This is a genomic window from Streptomyces sp. NPDC088794 (assembly GCF_044750545.1).
Taxonomy (GTDB): Bacteria; Actinomycetota; Actinomycetes; order Streptomycetales; family Streptomycetaceae; genus Streptomyces.
Map to the genome: position 1 here is coordinate 71326 of NZ_JBIVKB010000015.1, position 20258 is coordinate 91583.

The 20258-nt window shown below is 73.3% G+C and carries 14 protein-coding genes; 8 read left to right on the plus strand and 6 right to left on the minus strand.

Annotated elements, in window-relative coordinates; genetic code table 11:
• Positions 1–3: 3 nt before the first annotated feature.
• Positions 4–780, minus strand: a complete 777-nt coding sequence (locus ACIP6U_RS34970; RefSeq protein ID WP_401726292.1) for a PaaX family transcriptional regulator C-terminal domain-containing protein — start codon at positions 778–780, stop codon at positions 4–6.
• A gap of 71 nt (positions 781–851) precedes the next feature.
• Between ACIP6U_RS34970 and ACIP6U_RS34975 the strand changes: the two genes are divergently transcribed.
• Both ACIP6U_RS34975 and ACIP6U_RS34980 read left to right on the plus strand, forming a co-directional pair.
• Positions 852–2513 (plus strand): acyl-CoA dehydrogenase family protein, encoded by a 1662-nt coding sequence (locus ACIP6U_RS34975; RefSeq protein ID WP_401726294.1) that lies wholly within the window; start codon positions 852–854, stop codon positions 2511–2513.
• Between the two features lie 115 nt (positions 2514–2628).
• Positions 2629–4641 carry a HEAT repeat domain-containing protein gene (locus ACIP6U_RS34980; RefSeq protein ID WP_401726296.1) on the plus strand — a complete coding sequence of 671 codons (2013 nt, stop codon included), beginning with the start codon at positions 2629–2631 and terminating at the stop codon, positions 4639–4641.
• Positions 4642–4644: 3 nt separating this feature from the next.
• Here the strand turns inward: ACIP6U_RS34980 and ACIP6U_RS34985 are convergent, their stop codons facing one another.
• Positions 4645–5244 carry a hypothetical protein gene (locus tag ACIP6U_RS34985; protein ID WP_401726297.1) on the minus strand — a complete coding sequence of 200 codons (600 nt, stop codon included), beginning with the start codon at positions 5242–5244 and terminating at the stop codon, positions 4645–4647.
• A 293-nt stretch (positions 5245–5537) separates the two neighbouring features.
• Between ACIP6U_RS34985 and ACIP6U_RS34990 the strand changes: the two genes are divergently transcribed.
• From ACIP6U_RS34990 to ACIP6U_RS35005, 4 genes are all read left to right on the plus strand, one after another.
• The gene (locus ACIP6U_RS34990; protein ID WP_401726299.1) at positions 5538–6623 is read left to right on the plus strand and encodes a WD40/YVTN/BNR-like repeat-containing protein; all 1086 of its coding nucleotides are present in this window, start codon (positions 5538–5540) and stop codon (positions 6621–6623) included.
• Positions 6624–6753: 130 nt separating this feature from the next.
• The gene (locus tag ACIP6U_RS34995; protein ID WP_401726300.1) at positions 6754–7431 is read left to right on the plus strand and encodes a uracil-DNA glycosylase; all 678 of its coding nucleotides are present in this window, start codon (positions 6754–6756) and stop codon (positions 7429–7431) included.
• Positions 7428–8441 (plus strand): N-acetylglucosamine kinase, encoded by a 1014-nt coding sequence (locus ACIP6U_RS35000; RefSeq protein WP_401726302.1) that lies wholly within the window; start codon positions 7428–7430, stop codon positions 8439–8441. The genes ACIP6U_RS34995 and ACIP6U_RS35000 overlap by 4 nt, the downstream gene beginning before the upstream one ends.
• Before the next feature lie 119 nt (positions 8442–8560).
• Positions 8561–9484, plus strand: coding sequence for a sirohydrochlorin chelatase (locus ACIP6U_RS35005; RefSeq protein WP_401726304.1), 924 nt, complete (start codon positions 8561–8563; stop codon positions 9482–9484).
• Between the two features lie 91 nt (positions 9485–9575).
• Here the strand turns inward: ACIP6U_RS35005 and ACIP6U_RS35010 are convergent, their stop codons facing one another.
• Positions 9576–10610, minus strand: a complete 1035-nt coding sequence (locus ACIP6U_RS35010) for a lactonase family protein (protein WP_401726306.1) — start codon at positions 10608–10610, stop codon at positions 9576–9578.
• Between the two features lie 176 nt (positions 10611–10786).
• A complete protein-coding gene (locus ACIP6U_RS35015; protein ID WP_401726308.1) occupies positions 10787–12283 on the minus strand; it encodes an FUSC family protein in 1497 nt (498 codons plus the stop codon).
• A gap of 178 nt (positions 12284–12461) precedes the next feature.
• Between ACIP6U_RS35015 and ACIP6U_RS35020 the strand changes: the two genes are divergently transcribed.
• Positions 12462–12938 carry an Lrp/AsnC family transcriptional regulator gene (locus tag ACIP6U_RS35020; protein ID WP_401726310.1) on the plus strand — a complete coding sequence of 159 codons (477 nt, stop codon included), beginning with the start codon at positions 12462–12464 and terminating at the stop codon, positions 12936–12938.
• Positions 12939–13125: 187 nt separating this feature from the next.
• Here ACIP6U_RS35020 and ACIP6U_RS35025 read toward each other — a convergent pair whose 3' ends face one another.
• Together ACIP6U_RS35025 and ACIP6U_RS35030 are read right to left on the minus strand one after the other, a co-directional pair.
• Complete coding sequence (locus tag ACIP6U_RS35025; protein WP_401726312.1) at positions 13126–14514, minus strand: FAD-binding oxidoreductase; 1389 nt, start codon at positions 14512–14514, stop codon at positions 13126–13128.
• 140 nt (positions 14515–14654) lie between these two features.
• The gene (locus ACIP6U_RS35030; RefSeq protein ID WP_401726314.1) at positions 14655–17258 is read right to left on the minus strand and encodes an ATP-binding protein; all 2604 of its coding nucleotides are present in this window, start codon (positions 17256–17258) and stop codon (positions 14655–14657) included.
• 181 nt (positions 17259–17439) lie between these two features.
• Between ACIP6U_RS35030 and ACIP6U_RS35035 the strand changes: the two genes are divergently transcribed.
• Positions 17440–20253 carry a beta-L-arabinofuranosidase domain-containing protein gene (locus tag ACIP6U_RS35035; protein WP_401726315.1) on the plus strand — a complete coding sequence of 938 codons (2814 nt, stop codon included), beginning with the start codon at positions 17440–17442 and terminating at the stop codon, positions 20251–20253.
• Positions 20254–20258: the final 5 nt, after the last annotated feature.

Sequence of the window (20258 nt, forward strand, 5' to 3'; positions counted from 1 at the left end):
TGGTCAATCACCGGGTCCAGCGGGTCCGTCGAAACCGACGGTCCCGAGGGACCCGGTGATCTCGCGTTGGTACTCCGCGTAAGCGGTGCGCAGGGGCTCCCCCGGCCAGTCGGCGGGGAGGAGTTCGGGGGGCAGGACCGGGTCGGCGAGCAGGTGGCGTACGACCGCGGCGAAGGTCGTGAAACGGTCGGCCGGGCGGTCGGCCTCGGCAAGGTGGGTCAGCAGGAAGCGGGCGGTGGCGGACCAGGCGTCCAAAGGCCAGAGAGATGCGGCCAGTTCGGGCGCCGGGCGGTCGGGGCGGGCCGTGTAGGACTGGGCCACGGACTCCAGGTCGGCCGGCAGGGTGCGGTTCAGGTTGGCGGGGCGCAGCCATACTCCCTCGCGCAGTTCCGCGAGGCGCAGGGCGGTCAACCGGGCGCGCAGTTCGGCGCGTTCGGCCGGCTCGCGGCCCGTCGCGGTGATCACCAGCATCTCCCAGTCGCCGTCCCACGCGCGCGTGCGGGGGTGCACGGCCTCGTCCTGGCGGCGCTGGCGGGCGAGGAGTCGGTCGCTGAGCCGGTAGACGGCGTCGGTGCGGCGCAGGTCGCCGGCGGCCACCATGCGGCTGAGGGCGGCCCTGAGCGTGGAGCCGCCGACGCCGAACGGCTCCACCGCGCGGACCAGGTCCTTCACCGCGAGCTGCGGCGGATGCGTGCCCAGCAGCAGGCTCAGCACGACCGACCGCGCGGACAGGGGCCGCAGGCCGGCCTCGCCGGACCGCTCGTCGACGTTCATGCGCATGGTCACGTACCTTACGTGCGGCTTCTTGTTGCATCATTGCTACGACCGTAGAAAAGGTGCAACATGGCCGTATGGTCTCGACACCCGCACCCACATGGCAGCCGCTGAACGCCACGCACGACGTCACCAACCAGCCCCCGCTCCTGGCGCCCTACGACGCCTCCGAGGACACCGCCCTGCTGGAAGGGCTGCGCCGGGAAGGCGCCGGTTGGGCCGAGGAGGGCATCCGGCGGCTCGGTCTGCGGGCCGGCAGCGCCGAGGCCCAGGAGTGGGCCGAGCAGGCCAACACCCACGAGCCGGTGCTGCGCACACACGACCGGTACGGCAACCGGATCGACGAGGTCGACTTCCACCCGAGCTGGCACCACCTGATGCGCGCCTCGATCGCCGAGGGCCTGGCCGGCGCACCGTGGGCGGACGCGCGGCCCGGGGCCCATGTGGCCCGCAGCGCGGGCGGGTTGGTGTGGGGGCACACCGACGCCGGACACGGCTGCCCTACGTCGATGACGTACGCGGCCGTCCCCGCCCTGCGCGCCCAGCCGGAGCTCGCCAAGGTCTACGAACCCCTGCTGACCGGCCGCGAGTACGAGCCCGAACTGCGGGTGCCGACACAGAAGTCGGGGCTGCTGGCCGGCATGGGGATGACGGAGAAGCAGGGCGGCTCCGACGTCCGTACGAACACGACCGCGGCGACGCCGACGGCCGAGCCCGGCGTGTACACCCTGCGCGGGCACAAGTGGTTCACGTCGGCGCCGATGTGCGACGTCTTCCTGGTCCTGGCGCAGGCGCCGGAGGGTCTTTCGTGCTTCCTGGTGCCGCGGATCCTGCCCGACGGCAGCCGCAACACCTTCCGTATCCAGCGCCTCAAGGACAAGCTGGGCAACCGCTCCAACGCCTCCTCCGAGCCGGAGTTCGACGGGACCGTCGCCTGGCTGGTCGGACCCGAGGGACGCGGGGTCAAGACGATCATCGAGATGGTCAACTGCACCCGTCTCGACTGCGTGATGATGTCCGCGACCCTGATGCGCAAGACGCTCGTGGAGGCGGGGCACCACGCGCGCCACCGCAGCGCGTTCGGGGCGCGGCTGCTCGACCAGCCGCTGATGCGCAACGTGCTGGCCGATCTCGCGCTGGAGTCCGAGGCGGCCACGACGCTCACCCTGCGGCTGTCCGGGGCCGCCGACCGTGCGGTGCGCGGGGACGCGGGCGAGGCGGCCTTCCGTCGGATCGCGACCGCCGTCGGCAAGTACTGGGTCACCAAGCGCGGTCCGGCCTTCACCGCGGAGGCCCTGGAGTGCCTCGGCGGCAACGGCTACGTGGAGGAGTCGGGCATGCCCCGCCACTACCGCGAGGCTCCGCTGCTGTCGATATGGGAGGGCTCGGGCAACGTCAACGCGCTGGACGTGCTGCGGGCGCTCCGGCGCGAGCCCGGCACGGCCCAGGCGTTCTTCGACGAACTCGCCCTGGCCCAGGGCGCGGACGCCCGGCTGGACGCCGCCGTGACGCGCCTCGAGAACCTGCTGGTGAACGGTTCCGAGACCGGCGCACGCCGACTGGTGGAGCACATGGCCCTCACCCTCCAGGCCTCCCTCCTGGTCCGGCACGCCCCGCCCGCGGTCGCCGACGCCTTCTGCGCGACCCGGCTGGGCGGCGACTGGGGGCACTCCTTCGGCACCCTGCCCGACACCGCCGATCTGGGCGCGATCCTGGACCGCGCGCGGCCCGCGGACTGAGTAATTTCCGGCTGCCTGAGCGCAGTTGGCGCAGAGTCATCTCCCGATTCCGCTTCGTTGTCAGTGCGGTGGTGCAGACTCACGAAGAGGAGGCACATCTTCGGGGGAGGACTACGTGTTCAGCGGGATCGACGAGGTCGACTGGGCCTCGATGCGGCATGCCTACGGCAGCGCCGAGGACGTGCCCGGACTGCTGAGGGGGCTGGCCTCCGCCGACCCCGCCGAGCGGGAGACCGCGCTCGACGCGATGTACGGCGGGGTGCACCACCAGGGTGACGTGTACGACTCGACGCTGGCCTGCATTCCGTTTCTCCTCGAACTCGTGGCGAACGAGGCGGTGCGGGAGCGGTCCGGCATCGTGGAGTTGCTCGTCAGCATCGGGCAGGAGGGCGAGCCCCGGGAGGAGATCGCCGACGACGCCTACGCGATGGCGTGCACCGCGGTCCGCGCGGGCGCCGAGGTCTTCGCCCGGCTGACGGCGGATCGGGACGCCGGGGTCCGGCGGACGTCGGCGGTCGCGCTCGCGCGGTTCCACGACGAACCGGCGCGCGTACTGGGCCTGTTGCGCGAGCGGATCACCGTGGAGCGCGACGACCGGGTGCTGCTCGCGCTCGCCGAGAGCCTGGGCGTCCTCGCCCGCCGGCACCCCGGGCACGCGGCCGACGCGGTGGACCTCCTGGCCGTCCAGAGCGCGCCGCCGTTCGGCCCGGGACTGCGGCTGGCCGCGCTGGGACAGCTCGCCGGCTGTGCGCCCGACCGGCTCCCGGCCGACCTGGTGCCCACCGTCGTACGACTGCTGCGGGACCGGTCCGAGCGGCCGCCGTGCCGGTCGGAGGAGCCCGACCGGCCCGACACCGACACCCTCATCGGCAAGCTGCGGAAGCTGCGGCCCTTGGACGAGGAGGGTGCGCAGTTGCTGCGCACCCTGCACACCGCGCTCGACGGGCGGGTGGCCGACCGGATCGCCCTGCTGGCAGGCCAGTTGAGCAGTCCGTCCACGACCGACCGGTGCAACGCGGTGTGGATGTCGTCGGGGCTGCTGCGGGGTTGGCGTGCCGACTACCGGAAGCTCGTGACGCTCATCGGCGCCCAACTGACCACTCCGGACGACCGGTTGCGGGAGGCCGCGGAGTCCGTCCTCGGTGATCTCTTCGCGCTGGCCGCCCCGGCCGCCGACCACCTCCTCGCGCTGGTGACCTCCCGCCCCGAGCTGCGGGTACGGCAGTGGCAGCACGGGGCGCCGACCGTGGGCGAGGCGGTCAAGTCCCTGGCCAGGACCGGGGATCCGCGGGCCGTGTCCGTCCTGGCGGAGATGCTGGACGCGCCCGTCGTGCCGGACGAGCTGGGGAACCTGATCGTCCATCTGGGCCCCGCCGCCGCTCCCCTCGCCCCCGAACTGCGGCGCAGGCTCGGCGCCGTGCCACTCGACTCGCGCCGGGCCTACGAGCAGGGGGCGCCGCTGCTGCACGCGCTCACGGCGCTGCGCGACACGCGGTGCGTGCCCGAGGTGCTGCGCCTGCTGCTGGGCATGCCCGACGAACTGCCGGTCCGCGACGTGGTGGTGAAGACCGCGGTGGAGACGCTCGGGGCGTTCGGGCCGGCCGCGCGGGAGGCGATACCCGCGCTGCGGAGGCTGTTGGACACGGAGTCCGCGATCGCCGCGGCGGAGGCCCTGTGGCTGGTGGAGGGTGACGCGTCCGCCGTACTGCCCGTGCTGAGGCGGGAGTTGGCGGACGGTCGCGGGTTCCGGCCACGGGCGGCGGCCGGGGCGCTGGGGCTGCTGGGCCCGGCGGCTCACGCCGCGTTGCCCGAGCTGTACCCCATGACCAGGTCCGACGACTTCTGGGAGCGGCTGGACGGCGCGTGCGCCGTGTGGCGGATCAGCGGCGACCCGGACGTGGCCGTCCCGCTGCTCCGGGCGGCCTGGGCCCGGAACCCCGACACGCGCTGCGCAATCGCCGCGTGCGTCGCCGACCTGGGCCCGGCGGGCACGCCCTTCCATGACCTGCTGCGCACGGAGTTGGCGGAGACACGTCGCCATCAGGACCCGACCGCCAGATACGGCAGCGAGGTGTACCAGGACGAACGGTTGTTGCGGATCTGCCGGGGAGTGCTGCGGGACGCGTAGCGGTCAGGTGTCCCCGTCGGCCCTGGTCTTGCGCCCCCACAGGGGGTCGAAGCCGGCCCATTCGGCGTCCCACTGGGCCATGCGGCGGCGCTCCAGACGGCCACAGAGCATGCGGCCGCCGACGAACGGGACCAGGGCGGCGCCCGCCCCTACCAGGACGCCGATGAGCGAGGCTCTCAGTTGGGCCTCGGCGGCGGTGGCGGGCTTGGTGACCAGGCGGCCCTGCGGATCCGTCCACACGGTGACCTCGGTGCCGGCGGTGCTGCCCGGGCGGACCCTGACCTGACCGGTGTGCCGGGAGCCGTCGGGGGCGGTCCAGCGCACCTTGCCCCACACTCTGTCGCCGCTCGCCGCGCCGGAGCGCGCGGCTGCCGTACCGGGCGCCTTCTCGGTGAGGTGTCCCTCGACGGCATGCCACTCGACGCGCTCACGCGCCAGACCCTGCTCGACGGAATGGGTTGCCGCGAGGCCCGCCAGCACCCCCGCGAGAACGGTGAACAGGAAGGTGCCGAGCACCACCCAGGCCTCCACCGCGTCGGCGCGGCGCTTGAGCGGATTGCGCCGCCAGCGCCAGAGCCACACCTTCGGACCACGGAACGCCATCGAAGGCATCCTCCTCATGAGCGCACGACCATCCAGACCGTCCTCCCATACGCGCGAAGGCCGCTGGATGCTCAGGTCGAGTCCCCCAGGCGACGGTCGCACGAGAGGTCCCGCTCGCGCAGGCGTCTGCGTGAAATCGCCCGCGCGACTGGCCGAAAAGGATCGGCCGCGGTGCCGCGTCAAGCCGCCGTGACCCCTCTGACCTGTGGTGATGACACGTCCGGGGGTGACTGTCAGTGGTGGGGTGCAGACTGGCAGGTGTCTGGGACAAAGACGTCGCGGAGGTGATCGGCATGACCGAGGTACTACTCGCCGTGGGCACGCGCAAAGGTCTGTTCATCGGGCGGCGGCGCGGTGGCGCATGGGAGTTCGACGAGAGCCCGTACTTCAACGCGCAGGCCGTGTACTCGGTCGCCGTCGACACCCGCGGCGACCGGCCGCGCCTGCTGGCCGGCGGGGACAGCTCCCACTGGGGCCCGTCGGTGTTCCACTCCGACGACCTGGGCCGCACGTGGACCGAACCGGCGCAGCCCGCCGTGAAGTTCCCCAAGGACACGGGCGCTTCCCTGGAGCGGGTGTGGCAGTTGCACCCGGCGGCCGCTGAGGCGGACGTGGTGTACGCGGGTACGGAACCGGCCGCGCTGTACCGCTCGGAGGACCGTGGGGAGACGTTCGAGTTGGTCCGGCCGCTGTGGGAGCACCCCACCCGCTCCAAGTGGGTGCCCGGCGGCGGCGGTGAGGGTCTGCACACCGTGCTCACGGACGAGCGCGATCCGCAGGCCGTGACGGTCGCCGTCTCGACGGCCGGCGTGTTCCGCACCGCCGACGGCGGCGCGAGCTGGGCGCCCTCCAACTCCGGTGTCGCGGCGGTGTTCCTGCCGGATCCGAACCCGGAGTTCGGGCAGTGCGTGCACAAGATCGCCAAGGACGCGGCCGACCCGGACCGGCTGTATCTGCAGAACCACTGGGGTGTCTACCGCAGCGACGACGCCGGCGCGCAGTGGAAGGACATCGGCGCGGGCCTGCCCTCCACGTTCGGCTTCGCGGCGGCCGCCCACCCGCACCGCGGCGACACGGCGTACGTGTTCCCGATCACCGCCGACGCGGACCGGGTGCCCGCCGACCGCCGGTGCCGGGTCTTCCGCACGGCCGACGCCGGCAAGAGCTGGGAGCCCCTGACGGCGGGGCTGCCCCAGGAGGACCACTACGGCACCGTGCTGCGCGACGCGCTGTGCACCGACGACGCCGACCCGGCGGGCGTGTACTTCGGCAATCGCAACGGCGAGGTGTTCGCCTCGTCCGACGACGGCGACAGCTGGCGGCAGTTGGCCTCCCATCTGCCGGACGTGCTGTGCGTGCGGGCCGCGGTGGTCGGATGAACCAGACGGGGGTGAATCAGGCGGGGGTCAGTCAGCCGGGGGTCAATCAGGCGAGGGGAACTGCCGGTCGGGCACCGGGCGTTGGCCATCGGTTGATCTCCACGGTCGTTACGGCAGTAGGGTGACGCCCGTGGCACCACGACCGTTGCATGAAATCGTCGAAGCGGGCTGGGCGCAGGCCCTCGAACCCGTCGCCGGAAAGATCGCCGAGATGGGGGACTTCCTGCGCGCGGAGATCGCCGCCGGGCGCACCTATCTACCGGCCGGACCGAACGTCCTGCGGGCCTTCCAGCAGCCCTTCGACGACGTAAGGGTCCTGATCGTCGGACAGGATCCGTACCCGACACCGGGGCATGCGGTGGGGCTGTCGTTCTCGGTGGCGCCCGAGGTGCGTCCGCTGCCCGGCAGCCTCATCAACATCTACCGGGAGCTGAACACCGACCTGGGCCTGCCCCAGCCCGCCAACGGCGATCTGACGCCGTGGAGCAGCCAGGGCGTACTGCTGCTCAACAGGGCGCTCACCACGGCCCCGCGCAAGCCGGGCGCGCACCGTGACAAGGGCTGGGAGGCGGTCACCGAGCAGGCGATACGGGCCCTGGCGGCGCGCGGCAAGCCGCTGGTGTCCATCCTGTGGGGGCGTGACGCGCGCAATCTGCGCCCCTTGCTCGGCAATCTGCCGTCGGTGGAGTCCGCGCACCCGTCCCCCATGTCGGCCGACCGCGGCTTCTTCGGGTCCCGTCCCTTCAGCCGGGCCAACGACCTGCTGATCGGGCAGGGCGGACAGCCGGTGGACTGGCGCCTGCCGTGACCGGCGGGGCGAGCGGCGGACCGGGTCCCGGAGCGGGCCGGGCCGGTGTCCTCGCCGTCGACTCCGGAGGCTCGGGCCTGCGGGTCGTGGTCGCGACCGGCGACGGGACGGTCCTGGCCCGGCGCGAGTCGCCGGAGCCTGTGCGCACGGGGGCACGGGGGATCGACCCCGGGCATCTGATGGAGCAACTGGCGCCCATGGTGCGGGTGTTGCTCGCCGAGAGCGGAGTGACCGAGCTGTGTACGGCTGCCGTCGGTGCCGCCGGGCTCGCCACCCTGGGCGACGCCTTGCGCGCCGAGCTTCCGGTCGCCCTGTGGCGGGAGTTCGGGGTCCGGACGGTCGCGCTCGCCGCCGACGCGGTCACCGCGTACACGGGAGCACTCGGCGCGCACCCCGGTGCCGTGGTCGCCGCCGGCACGGGTCTGATCGCCGTCGGCACCGATCTGAACAGCTGGAGTCGCGCGGACGGCTGGGGGCATCTGCTGGGCGACTGCGGCAGCGGTGCCTGGATCGGGCGGGCCGGTCTCGAGGCGGCACTGCGCGCCTACGACGGACGGCCCGGTGGATCGGAGGGGCTGCTGGCAAGGGCCGAGAAGCTGTTCGGCCCCGCTTCAGGGCTGCCGGGCCGGGTCTACCCCCGCTCGGACCGGCCCGCCGTCCTCGCCTCCTTCGTGCCCGAGGTCGCCGCCCGCGCCGAGCAGCACGACCCCGTGGCCATGGGCATTCTGCGTTCGGCGGCCCGGCACATGGTCGAGTCCGCGGCCGCGGTGTGCCCGACCGGGGGCGAGCCCCGGATCGCCTTCACCGGGGGCCTGTTCAGGATGGGCGAGCCGCTCCTCGTACCGCTGGCCGAGGAGTTGGCGAGCGCGCTGCCGTCCGCGCTGCGCGTGACGGCCGCCGGCGACCCCCTGACGGGGGCGGTGCGGATCGCTGCCGACCTGGCGGCGGGGACGCTCACCCTGCCGGGTGACGCGGCGATGTTGTCCGTGGTCACCACCCCGGGCGAGTGATCGACAGCGGCCGATCACTTCCGATTCGTACGTAACTCATCAGACAAAACCGGACGGATACCGCTCACCTGCACCCTCCCCGAACAGGGGAGCCCAGGAAGCCAGTAACATGCGACGCCATGAGCTCCCCCACTGGGCCCGCGTCCGGCCTGCCAGTACGAATGCCGCGACCTCGCCAGGCCGGGCGGCACCGCCGTCCCGAGCCGCTGGCTGCTCCCGAGGGCGCGCCCGCGCTCGTGCTCGCCGTGCCGGGCACGCCCAGCGCCGGCACGCGCAGCCTCGCCGAGGAGGTCGTGAGCATCGCGCGCTCCGAGCTGCCCGGCCTGGACGCCCGCATCGGTTACCTGGACGGTGACGACGCGGAGTTCCCCACCCTGCAGGCCGTGCTCGTGCACGCCGCCGAAGAGCGCTCCGCCCGGTTCGAGCAGGCCAAGGCCGCCGGACTGGACGTCAAGGAGCCCGACGGCCCCGTCGGCGTCGTCGTACCGCTGCTGGCAGGACCGGACAGCGCGCTGCTGCGCCAGGTCCGCCAGGCCGTGATGGACAGCCGCGTCGCGGCCGACCTCACCGATGTGCTGGGCCCGCACCCGCTGCTCGCCGAGGCGCTGCACGTGCGGCTGTCGGAGGCCGGTCTGGCCCGCGCCGACCGCGCCCGGCTGTTCACCGTGGCGACCGCGGCGGACGGCATCGTCCTGGCCTCCGTGGGCGGCGACGAGGCCGTGCAGGCGGCCGGGATCACCGGCATGCTGCTCGCCGCGCGCCTGGCCGTGCCGGTGATGGCGGCGGCCCTGGACCAGGAGGGCTCGATCGCGGCCATCGCCGAGCAGCTGCGCTCCTCGGGTTCGCAGCAGCTGGCGCTCGCGCCGTACCTGATAGGGCCGGAGATCGACCCGGGTCTGATCGAGGCCGCGGCCAAGGAGGCGGGCTGCTCCGCCGCCGAGGCGCTCGGTCCGTACCCGGCGATCGGCAAGCTCGCTCTGTCCAAGTACACGTCGGCCCTGGGCATCGTCCCGCCGCAGCCGCAGGGCGCGCCGGTCCGCTGACGCGCGGGCACGGCCGCAGGAACGCCGAAGGGCCCGCTCCCGAACACCGGGACGGGCCCTCGGCATGCCGGGGGCGGTTCGCCTGCCGGTGTCAGTCGAAGATCACGCAGGACGCGGCCGGCACCCGGAGCGAGCCCTCGTGGCGCGGCAGGCCCGTGGCCGGGTCGACGGCGTACCAGGACACATCGCCGGAGCGCTCGTTGGCGACGTACAGGAATCCCTCCGACTCGGCGAGCGCGCGGGGCCAGTGGCCGCCGCAGGGGACCGTGCCGATCAGCCGGAGTTCCGCGCCCTCGACGGCGAAGGTGGACAGGACGTCCTCGCCGCGGGTGGCGGTCCAGACGAAGCGGCCGTCGGGTGCGGCGACGATCCCGGAGGGATAGGCGTCGCCGGCCGGGGCCCCGGGGAGCACCTGGGCCTCGGTGAGCGGCTTCAGGGAGCCGTTCTCGGCGTCCCAGCGGCACACGGTGACGGTCGGGGTGAGTTCGTTGAGGACGTACGCGTAGCCGCCGCCCGGGTGGAAGGCCAGGTGGCGGGGTCCGGAGCCGGGGCGCAGGGCGATCTCGCGGTGCAGTTCGAGGGCGCCGTCGCGCAGCGCGCACACCCGTAGCGAGTCCGTGCCGAGGTCGACGCTGACCGCCCAGCGCCCGCTCGGGTCGGGCTGCACCTGGTGGGCGTGCGGCCCCTGTTGGCGGCGCGTGTGCGGACCGGAGCCGGTGTGCCGCAGGACGCCGGAGGGGGCCGGTGCGAGGGTGCCGTCGGCGCGCACGGGGACGGCGGTGACGCTGCCCGAGCCGTAGTTGGCGGTCAGGACGTGGCCGGCGAAGACGCTGAGGTGGGTGGGCTCCTGCCCGCCGACCGGCACCGCAGGTCCGACCCGCTCGGGCCGCGGCCCGCTCACCCGGTACGCGGCGACCGCGCCCTGCGCCGTCTCGCTGACCGCGTAGAGGGTGTTCCCGCCGGGTGCCAGGGCCAGATACGACGGGTCGGGCACGCCGTCGACGCTGCTCAGGGCGATCAGCGCACCGCCCCTCGCGGCCACGGCCGCCGTCACGATCCCGGGCCCCCCGGCCGCCGTGAACGATCCGATGAAGGCCCTGCGCCGCCGCCCGCCGCCGTCTGTCACCGCTGTCCCCTCTCGGTCCTGTGCCGTCGGGGCGACGTTAGCAGTCGATCATGAGCGGTCTAGACCATGTTCGGCCGATCTCACTGGCCGGTCCTCGTCTCTCACTGGCTGGCCCTCGTCGGGGCCCGTCGGAGCGAGGGGACTCATACGGGGCCCAGGTGCCTGCCGGGTACGGCTCAGGCGCCGACCAGCGGTGAGCCCGACGGCGTCCGCAGCGGGGCGGCCAGTTCCGCCAGGGCCCGCTCCAGGCCGTGCAGGTGGGCCAGGGCCGGTTCCACGGCACTCGCCGGGGAGTGGTGCGCGGTGGTCTTCTCGGTGCCACCCGCGGTGAGCGCCTCGACCGCGGTCTCCACCCGCCGGCACGCGGCGGCGAGGCGCGCGTCGTGGGAGGCCTCCGGGTCGGCGGCGACGGCGACCAGGCCGCGGATCTCGCGGGCGCAGTCGTCGAGCAGGGCCAGCACCCGGCGGGCCCGGCGCTTGCGGCCGAGCATCGGGTTGAGCGGGTGCACGAGGGGCGCGACGGACAGGCGTACGCGAGCGACCAGTTGCTCCAGTTCGGCCACGCGCGGGGCCGGGTCGGCGGTCGGGGAGCCGGCCAGGCGGGCCGCGGCCTCGGCGGTGCAGGCGTGGACGCAGCGCAGCGCCCGCTGGATCCAGGCGTGGGTCGTGGTGTGCGTGGTGACCGGCAGGACGAACAGCACAGCGAGTACGGCGCCCAGCGCCCCGACGCCGGTCTCCGCGAACCGGAGGGCCAGCAGGCCGGGGTTCAGGACACCGAGCAGGCCGTAGAGCAGCTCGGCCAGCAGGGTCACCCAGAGCATCATCCAGGTGTACGAGACGGCGGCCGTGTAGAAGATGCCGAAGACACAGACCGCGAGGAGGGCGGCCGAGGGAACGGGCGCTCCGCCGACGGGGACCGCTACGAGCAGGCCGAGCCCGATGCCGATCACCGTGCCGAGGACCCGGCGGAAGCCGCGGACCAGGGTCTCGCCGCGCGAGGCGGTATTGACGAAGATCCACCAGGTGGCGCCGACGGCCCAGTACCAGCGCTGCCCGGACACCAACTGCCCGACGACCAGGGCGAAGCCGGCGCCCGTGGCCGCCTGCACCGCCTGGCGGGTCGTCACCCGCGCGAGGCCGGTGCCGGACGGCGGGGCGGGTACGGGGGCCGGGGGCAGTCGGCGTTCGTAGCACCAGAGGCCGAAGCGCACCGCCGCCGCGGTGAGCACCGACAGCACGACGGCCGCGTACAGCTGGGGCAGTTGGTCGGTGGTGGCGTGCAGGAACTGCGCCACGAAGAATGTCATGAAGGCGAACACGCCGAGGCTGTGCCCGCGCGGGCCCCAGCGGCGCGCGTACACGCCCGCGCCGACGACGGCGAGGAAGGTGAGGTCGCGGGCCACGGGACGGTCGTGCAGTTCGGCCGCGACGGCGAGCACCGGCAGGCCGACGGCCGGCAGCAGCGCGGTGGTGAGGGCCTGGGCGCGGACCGTGGCGTCCGTGACGGTGAACAGGGCGAGCAGCGCGGCGAGGCCGCCGGTGACGGCGCCGACGAGCGAGTGCCCGGCGAGGCCGCAGACGAGGACCGCGAGCCCGATGCCGAGGACGGCCCGGGCGGCGAACCGCAACCGTGCGCGCCCCGGGTCCGGCGCCACGAACACCCTCTTCAGCACGGCCACCCCGCCCCTGGACGCCGGCTGGTCACCGGCATGGAAAAGGCGCCGCGGAGGTCCGCAGCGCCATCGACGGGACCATCACAACATCAATGAGGCGGGTGGCTCAAGTGACCTTCGTTCCGCTGGGCCATTGGCTCAGTCTCCCTTGGATGGGCCATTGGTACAGTCTCACGTCATGAGCGTGGACGACCTCGACACCCGCATCCTGAGGCTGCTCCTGGAGCAGCCGCGCACCAGCGTGCGCGAGTACGCCCGTCTGCTCGGCGTCGCGCGCGGCACGCTCCAGGCACGCCTGGACCGGCTGGAGCGGGACGGGGTGATCACCGGTACGGGCCCCTTCCTGTCCCCCGCCGCGCTGGGCCACCCGGTGCTCGCGTTCGTGCACATCGAGGTCACGCAGGGGCATCTCGACGACGTGGGGGACGCGCTGGCCGCGGTGCCCGAGATCGTCGAGGCCTTCTCGATCACGGGTGGCGGGGATCTGCTGACCCGGGTCGTGGCGCGGGACAACGCCCACCTGGAGGACGTGATCCAGAAGCTGATCAGCATGCCGGGTGTCGTCCGCACCCGTACCGAGGTGGCCCTGCGCGAGCGGGTGCCGCATCGGCTGCTGCCGCTGGTCGAGTCGATCGGGCGCGCGGCCGGAAAGTGACCTCTCCCTGACCGGGGACGTCGTCCCGTACGCCGCCGTGCGGGCCGACGTACGGGAGGTCGCCGCCGCGGGCTGCTCCTGCGGGGAGGCCGGTCGCAGTTCGCCGCGCGGGACCGGCGCGGCGGCCGCGGCTGTCCGACCGTCCGGCGGCGCCGGAGGGGAGGCGTCGCCGATCGGTCGGGGTCCGTCAGCTCGGGCGGATGTTCTGGTTGAGGCGGAAGACGTTCTCCGGGTCGTAGTCGGCCTTGATGCGGGCCAGTCGGTCGTAGTTGCCGCGGTAGCTGGCGCGGACCCGCTCCTGGCCCTCGTCCATCATCATGTTCACGTAGGCGCCGCCCGCGGAGTACGGGTGCAGGGCGTCGAAGTAGTCGACGGTCCAGCGCTTGACGAGGTCGGCGTTGGCCGGGTCGGGGTCGACGCCGGCGTAGACGGAGGCCCAGCGCGCGCCGCGGTAGGCCCAGGGCGTGTCGTCGGGGCCGACGTCGTGGGCGGCGCCGTCGATCGGGTAGAGGTGCATGGTCGACTGGACCGTGGGTACCTCGGCGCCGAACTTGGCGTGCAGGTCGACGGCCTCGTCGGGGATCTCGTTGACGAAGTCGGCGCGCCAGTACCACTGGTGGCCGGGCGGGTAGAGCCCGTCGAACATGGACTGCAGGTCGGGATGGGGCATCGGGCCGACGGCGTGCAGCAGCGGTGCCGGGAGCGCGTCGAGCAGCGGGGCCATCTCCCGGGCGGCCGCTTCCATGTCGTCGCCGGTGTAGCACCACACGACGCCCGCGGTCTTGCGGAGTTGGATCTCCTCGGGGAACGGCGGGGCCGGCGGGACGGTGCCGTGCAGGAAGAAGCCGTTGAGCTCGCGGGGCGCGTTCGGGAGGAAGTCCCGGTAGGCGGTGAGAACTTCGGCGCTGATCTCGACCGGCCAGAAGGTCGGCCCGGCGATGACGGTGCTGATCTCGTGCAGCCGGAAGACGAAGGACGTGACGACGCCGAAGTTGCCCCCGCCGCCGCGGACCGCCCAGAACAGGTCGGTGTTCTCGTCGGCGCTCGCGCGGACCTGCCGGCCGTCGGCGAGGACCACGTCGGCGGCGAGGAGGTTGTCGATGGTCAGCCCGCACCTGCGGGTGAGGTGGCCGAGCCCGCCGCCGGTGGCGATGCCGCCGACCCCGGTGGTGGAGACGATGCCGCTGGGGGTGGCCAGGCCGTGCGCGTTGGTCGCGCGGTCCACCTCGCCCCAGACGCAGCCGCCGCCGACCCGGACCGTGCGGGCCTCGGGGTCGACGTGGATCTCCTTCAACGGTGACAGGTCGGCCACCACTCCCCCGTCGACGGTGCCGAGTCCGGCGCCGTGGTGACCGCCGCCGCGCACCGCGAGCGGCAGGGACTGGGCGCGTGCGAAGCCGATCACACGGGCGACGGCGTCCGCGTCCGCGCAGCGGGCGATCAGGGCGGGCCTGCGGTCGATCATCGCGTTGTAGACGGCGCGGGCCTGCTCGTAGCCGGAGTCCTCGGGCCCGATCAACTCCCCTGTGAACCCGGCCAGTTCCCTGCGTGCCGCTTGAGCGGGTGTACTGGACATGCGATATCCCCCGTTTGTTCGGTGTCGGGTCGATCTGCACGTTCTACTCGTGTTGCGCACCCCCGGGCATCCGTACGGGTCACCTAGCTCGGGCCCTTCGGCTACCTACGTTTCGCCCGCGGCCTCGTCCCTCGCGGTACCTACGTCTCGCGCTCGGACAGGAGGCCGAGCTGCGCGGCACGGACGGCCGCGTGGCGCCGGGTCGGCGCGTCCAGCTTGTCGAGGACGGCTCGTACGTGGTTGTCGACCGTGCGGACGGACACGACCAGGCGGGCGGCGATCTCGGAGTTGGTCAGGCCCTCGGCGAGCAGCCGCATGACCTGGAGCTGGCGGTCGGTGAGACCCGCCGGGTTGCCCCGGGTCGCCGCGAGGGGACCGCGCGGGATGCGGCGGACGCCGAGGCGGCGGAGCTCGGTGCGGACGAGGCGGGCCAGCGGTTCGGCGCCGAGGGCGTCGAGTTCGGCCAGGGCGGTGAGCTTGTCGGCGGGGTGCGGGCTCTCGGCGACGGCGGCGGCGTGCTCGTAGGGGCAGCCGGCCGCCTGCCAGATCGACGCGGCCTCCCGCCAACGCCCGCGGGCCTGAAGGGCGTACGGATGCTGCGAGTCGTCGTCCACCGGTACGGGGTGCCCGGATTTGCCGAGCCAGTACGCGAGTTCGGCGCCGTAGGGGATGCCGGTGAGGTGGCGGGCCTCGGCGTGGACCGGGGCGGCGGCCTCGGCCACGGCGTCGTGGTCGCCGCGCAGCCAGGCCGCTTCCGCCAGCGCGGCCGCCACGGGTCCGGCGCGCTGGAGTTCACGGGTGCGTACGGCGATCTCCTGGGCCTCGGTGAGGAGTTCGTCGGCGCCGGGGCGGCCGCAGCGGGTGCGGATGCGGGCGAGGACGGTCAGCGCGGGACAGCGGGCGGGGAGGAAGTCGTGCATCCCGAACTCGGCGTGCCGCTCGGCCTCCTCCCAGTCGGCGGCGGCGAGCCGGCGGATGGCGAGTTCGACGTGCAGGTAGGTGAGGAAGCCGAAGTGCTCGGCGCGTTCGGCGAGTTCCATGGCCGGGGGCAGCAGGCGGTCGGCCTCCGCGTACTGGAGGTTGTCCAGCAGCGTCCAGATGAGGTTGGCGTAGGAGCGGCAGGCGTGCTCGACCTCGCCGGCGGCGAGCGCGACGTCGAGGCTCTCCTCCACCTGCTTGCGCCCGCCGGGGTCGCCGCCCCGCCAGCGGGCCATGCCCACGTTGTTGAGGGCGTGCGAGAGGATCGCGGTGTCCTCGGTCCGGCGGGCCAGGGCGATGGCGCGCTCGGCGTGGGCGACGGCCTCGGGGTAGCGGTCGGACAGCATGCGCAGTTGGGCGATGTTGCTGACGGCGAGGGCCAACAGCCGCTCGTCGCCCGCCTGTTCAAGGACGGCGACGGCCTCGCGGGCGGCTTCCTGTGCCTCGCCGGCGTCGCCGGCCCACCAGTGGATCCGGGACAGCCAGCGCAGGTCGGCGCCGAGGGCGAGGGTGTCGCCGAGGGAGCGGCGCAGGGCGACCGCCTCGCGCTGGGCGGCGACGGCGGCGGCCGAGTCGGCGATGGTGTAGCTCTCCACGGCGTAGCGTTCGAGCAGGTCGGCGAGTTCGGCGGGGCCGTAGCGCTGCCGTCGGCGCAGGACGAGCCGGAGTTGGGCGGCGGCCTCGCGGTGGGCGCCGGCTCCGGCGGCATCTCGGGCCGCGTCGGGGCCGTAGCGGGCGATGGCGTCCTGGTCGCCGGCCTGGGCGGCGTGATGGACGATGCGGGCCGCGTCCGAGCCGGGCCGGGCGATCAGGGCCGCGAGGGCGTTGCGGTTGAGGTCGATGCGCCGGGCGGCGGGCAGGGAGTCGGCGACCGCCCGCCGGATCAACTCGTGCCGGAAGGCGACCCGTTCCGGCTCGACCGTCAGCAGTCCGCGCTGTTCGGCCGCCACCAGCGCGGCCACTCCGTCGGTCAACAGCGCGTCAATCAGCGGGCGTTCGACCGCCGAGGGCACGACGGCGAGCTGCTCCAGCGCGTCCACGGTGGCGGGTTCGAGACCGCGCAACCGCGCCAGGACGGCGTCGACGACCGTCGGGGGCACTCCCCCGGTACCGCCGGCCGCCACGACCTCGGCGACGAAGAAGGGGTTGCCCGAGGTCACTTCGTACACCTGCGCAGGATCGAGCCGGCCGGCCGAGCTGAGCGTGCGCACCGCGCTCAGCGAGAGCCGGGCCAGTGGCAGGCGGTGCACGCGGGGTGCGCGGGACACCTGGCCCAGGAGGTGACGCAGGGGGTGGCCGCGGCTCAACTCGTCGTCCCGGTAGGTGAGGACGAGCAGCGCGGGCAGCCGTTCCATGCGCCGGACGAGGAAGCGCAGGGCGTCCAGGGAGGCCTCGTCGGCCCAGTGCACGTCCTCGACGACGAGTACGGCGGGGTGGGGGGTGCCGGCCAGTTCGGCGTGCAGCGCCTCGTAGACGCGGTGGCGGTCGCCGCCGTCGGTGACGGCGCGGGCGAGTTCGGCGCCGACGCTGCCGACGAGGTCGCGGAACGGGCCGAGCGGCCTGCTGGTGGCCAGGTCGTCGCACTGTCCGACCAGGACGCGGGCATGGGGCGGCAGCAGGTCCGGCATGGCCTTCACCAGGCTGGACTTGCCGATCCCCGCCTCGCCGAAGACGAGCGCCACGGAACCGGCACCGCCCGCCGCCTGCCGTGCGGCCGCGGCCAGACGCGCCAGCTCGGGCTCGCGTTCGAGGATCCCCCGGTCCACGTCGCCGATTCTGTCATCACCGGGTCGGTCCGCGAGGTGTCCTGCCCGACCGGAACTGAACCCTCCCGCCCCGTTGACCCCCACCTGCCTCATCTCTATCGTCTGGTCGACTGTTCGTACACCGTTCGCGATATCGAACGAACGGAACGAGTGAAGCCACCGGACCCGTTGAGGAGCACCCATGGCACCGCCCCTCTCCAGACGATCCCTTCTGCAGGCCGCCGCCCTCGGCACGGCCACCCCCGCGCTCTCGTACGCGGCGACCGGCCCCGCGACCGCCGCCACCGACTCGGCCACCGCCGTCCCGGCCGCCTGGACCGTGCGTCCGTTCCCGCTCGACGACGTGACGCTCGGGACAGGTGTCTTCGCCGACAAGCGGCGGTTGATGCTCGACCACGCCCGCGGCTACGACGTGAACCGGCTGTTGCAGGTCTTCCGCGCCAACGCCGGGCTGGCCACCGGTGACGCGGTCGCGCCCGGCGGGTGGGAGGGGCTCGACGGCGAGGCGAACGGGAATCTCCGCGGGCACTACACCGGGCACTTCCTGACCATGCTCTCCCAGGCCTACGCCGGCACCGGGGAGCCCGTGTTCGCGGACCGGATCGCCACCATGGTCGGCGCGCTGACCGACGTACGAGCCGCCCTGCGCGCGGATCCGGCCGTGCTGAGCGTGGCCGGCCGGTTCGGGTCCGCCGCCCTCAACGAGCGCGGGTCCTACCAGTACGTCGAGCTGCCGCAGGGCGTGCTCGGCGGCGCCGCCGCGATCACCCTCGCCGCATGGGTGAAGCCCGCGCACGACGACAACTGGGCGCGCGTCCTCGACTTCGGCAACGACACCACCCGCTACCTCTACCTCGCCGCGCGCAACGCGAACGGCGTCCCGCGCTTCGCCGTCACGACCAGTGGAGCCGGTGGCGAACAGGGGCTCAACGGCACGTCCGCCTTGCCGTCGAACGCGTGGAGCCATCTCGCCGTGACCCTCGCGGACGGCACCGGGACGCTCTACGTCAACGGCACGGCCGTGGCGCGGAACACGGCGATGACCCTCACCCCGGCCGCCCTCGGGACCCTGGCCCACCACTGGCTCGGCCGCTCCGGCTACCCCGCCGATCCCGTCTTCGCGGGGGCCTTCGGCGGTTTCGACGTCTGGTCGCGCGCCCTGACCGCCGCCGAGATCACCGAGTTGCAGGCCAGCCGGTCCGCCGACACCTCGTCGGGCCGCGGGGACCTGGCCTCGTACGCCTTCGACGAGACCACCGGCGGCAGTTTCGCGGACGCCTCGGGCCGTGGCCTGACCGCCACCCTGCGCCGGACCTGGGGCGGTCCGAGCCACCCCGGGTTCCTGGCCGCGTACCCGGAGACCCAGTTCATCCTGCTGGAGTCGATGACCGGCTCCGACTACACCAAGGTGTGGGCGCCCTACTACACCGCGCACAAGATCCTCCGCGGCCTGCTGGACGCGTACACCGCCACGGGAGACGACCGGGCGCTCGACCTCGCGTCCGGCATGGGCGACTGGATGTACGCGCGCCTGTCCGTGCTGCCCGCCGCCACCCTGCAACGGATGTGGGGCATCTTCTCCAGCGGCGAGTTCGGGGGCATCGTCGAGGCGATCTGCGATCTGCACGCGCTCACCGGAAACGCCCAACACCTCGCGCTGGCACGCCTGTTCGACCTCGACAGGCTGATCGACGCCTGCGCCGCGAACACCGACACGCTCGACGGACTGCACGCCAACCAGCACATCCCGATCTTCACCGGCCTGGTCCGCCTGTACGACGCGACGGGCGAGGAGCGCTACCTGACCGCGGCGAAGAACTTCTGGGGCATGGTCGTACCGCATCGCATGTACGGCATCGGCGGCACCAGCACCGGGGAGTTCTGGAAGGCGCGGGACGTGATCGCGGGCACGATCGGTGCGACGACCGCCGAGACGTGCTGCGCGTACAACCTGCTGAAGCTCAGCCGGACGCTGTTCTTCCACGAGCAGGACCCGAAGTACCTGGACTACTACGAACGGGCCCTCTACAACCAGGTGTTGGGCTCCAAGCAGGACACGGCGGACGCCGAGAAGCCGCTCGTCACCTACTTCATCGGGCTGACGCCGGGGCATGTGCGCGACTACACGCCCAAGCAGGGCACGACCTGCTGCGAGGGCACCGGCATGGAGAGCGCCACCAAGTACCAGGACTCGGTGTACTTCGCCGCGTCCGACGGCAGCGCGCTGTACGTCAACCTGTTCAGCCCGTCCCGACTGACCTGGGCGGACAAGGGAGTCACGGTCACCCAGACCACCGACTATCCCCGGGAGCAGGGCACCACCCTCACCGTCGGGGGCGGCTCCGCCACCTTCGAGCTGCGGATACGGGTGCCCTCCTGGGCGACGGCCGGCTTTCGCGTCACGGTCAACGGGCGGGCGGTGCCGGGGAGTCCGACGCCGGGGAGCTACTTCGGCGTGTCCCGGAGGTGGCGGGCCGGAGACACCGTGCGGGTTGCCGTGCCGTTCCGGCTCCGGTTCGAGAAGGCGCTGGACGACTCCTCGCTCCAGACCCTGTTCCTCGGGCCGATCAATCTGGTGGGCCGCAACTCGGCCACGGACTACCTGGAGTTGGGTCTGTATCGCAATGCCGGGCTCTCCGGTGATCTGTTGCCCTCCCTCACCCCGGTGACCGGCGAGTCCCTCCACTACACGCTGGACGGCATCGAGTTCGCCCCCTTCTTCGAGGGGACGGAGGACCCGACCCATGCCTACTTCAGGCGGTCGGAGCCCGTGGTCGTCCTCGGGAACACCGACTCGGGCGTGGCCAATCCGGTGAAGGCCGACGGCACGACGTTGCTGGACGAGGTCTGGGCCGGTGCGCCGTTCGGTAGCAAGGGCGCGCTCGTCGCGCGCGTGCGGTCGACGGTGGACGCGTGGGTGTCGGAGGGACTGCTCAGCGCGGGTGACGGGGCGAAGGTCGTCGGTACGGCGGAGCGGGCCGTGTTCGCGTCCTGAGCGGA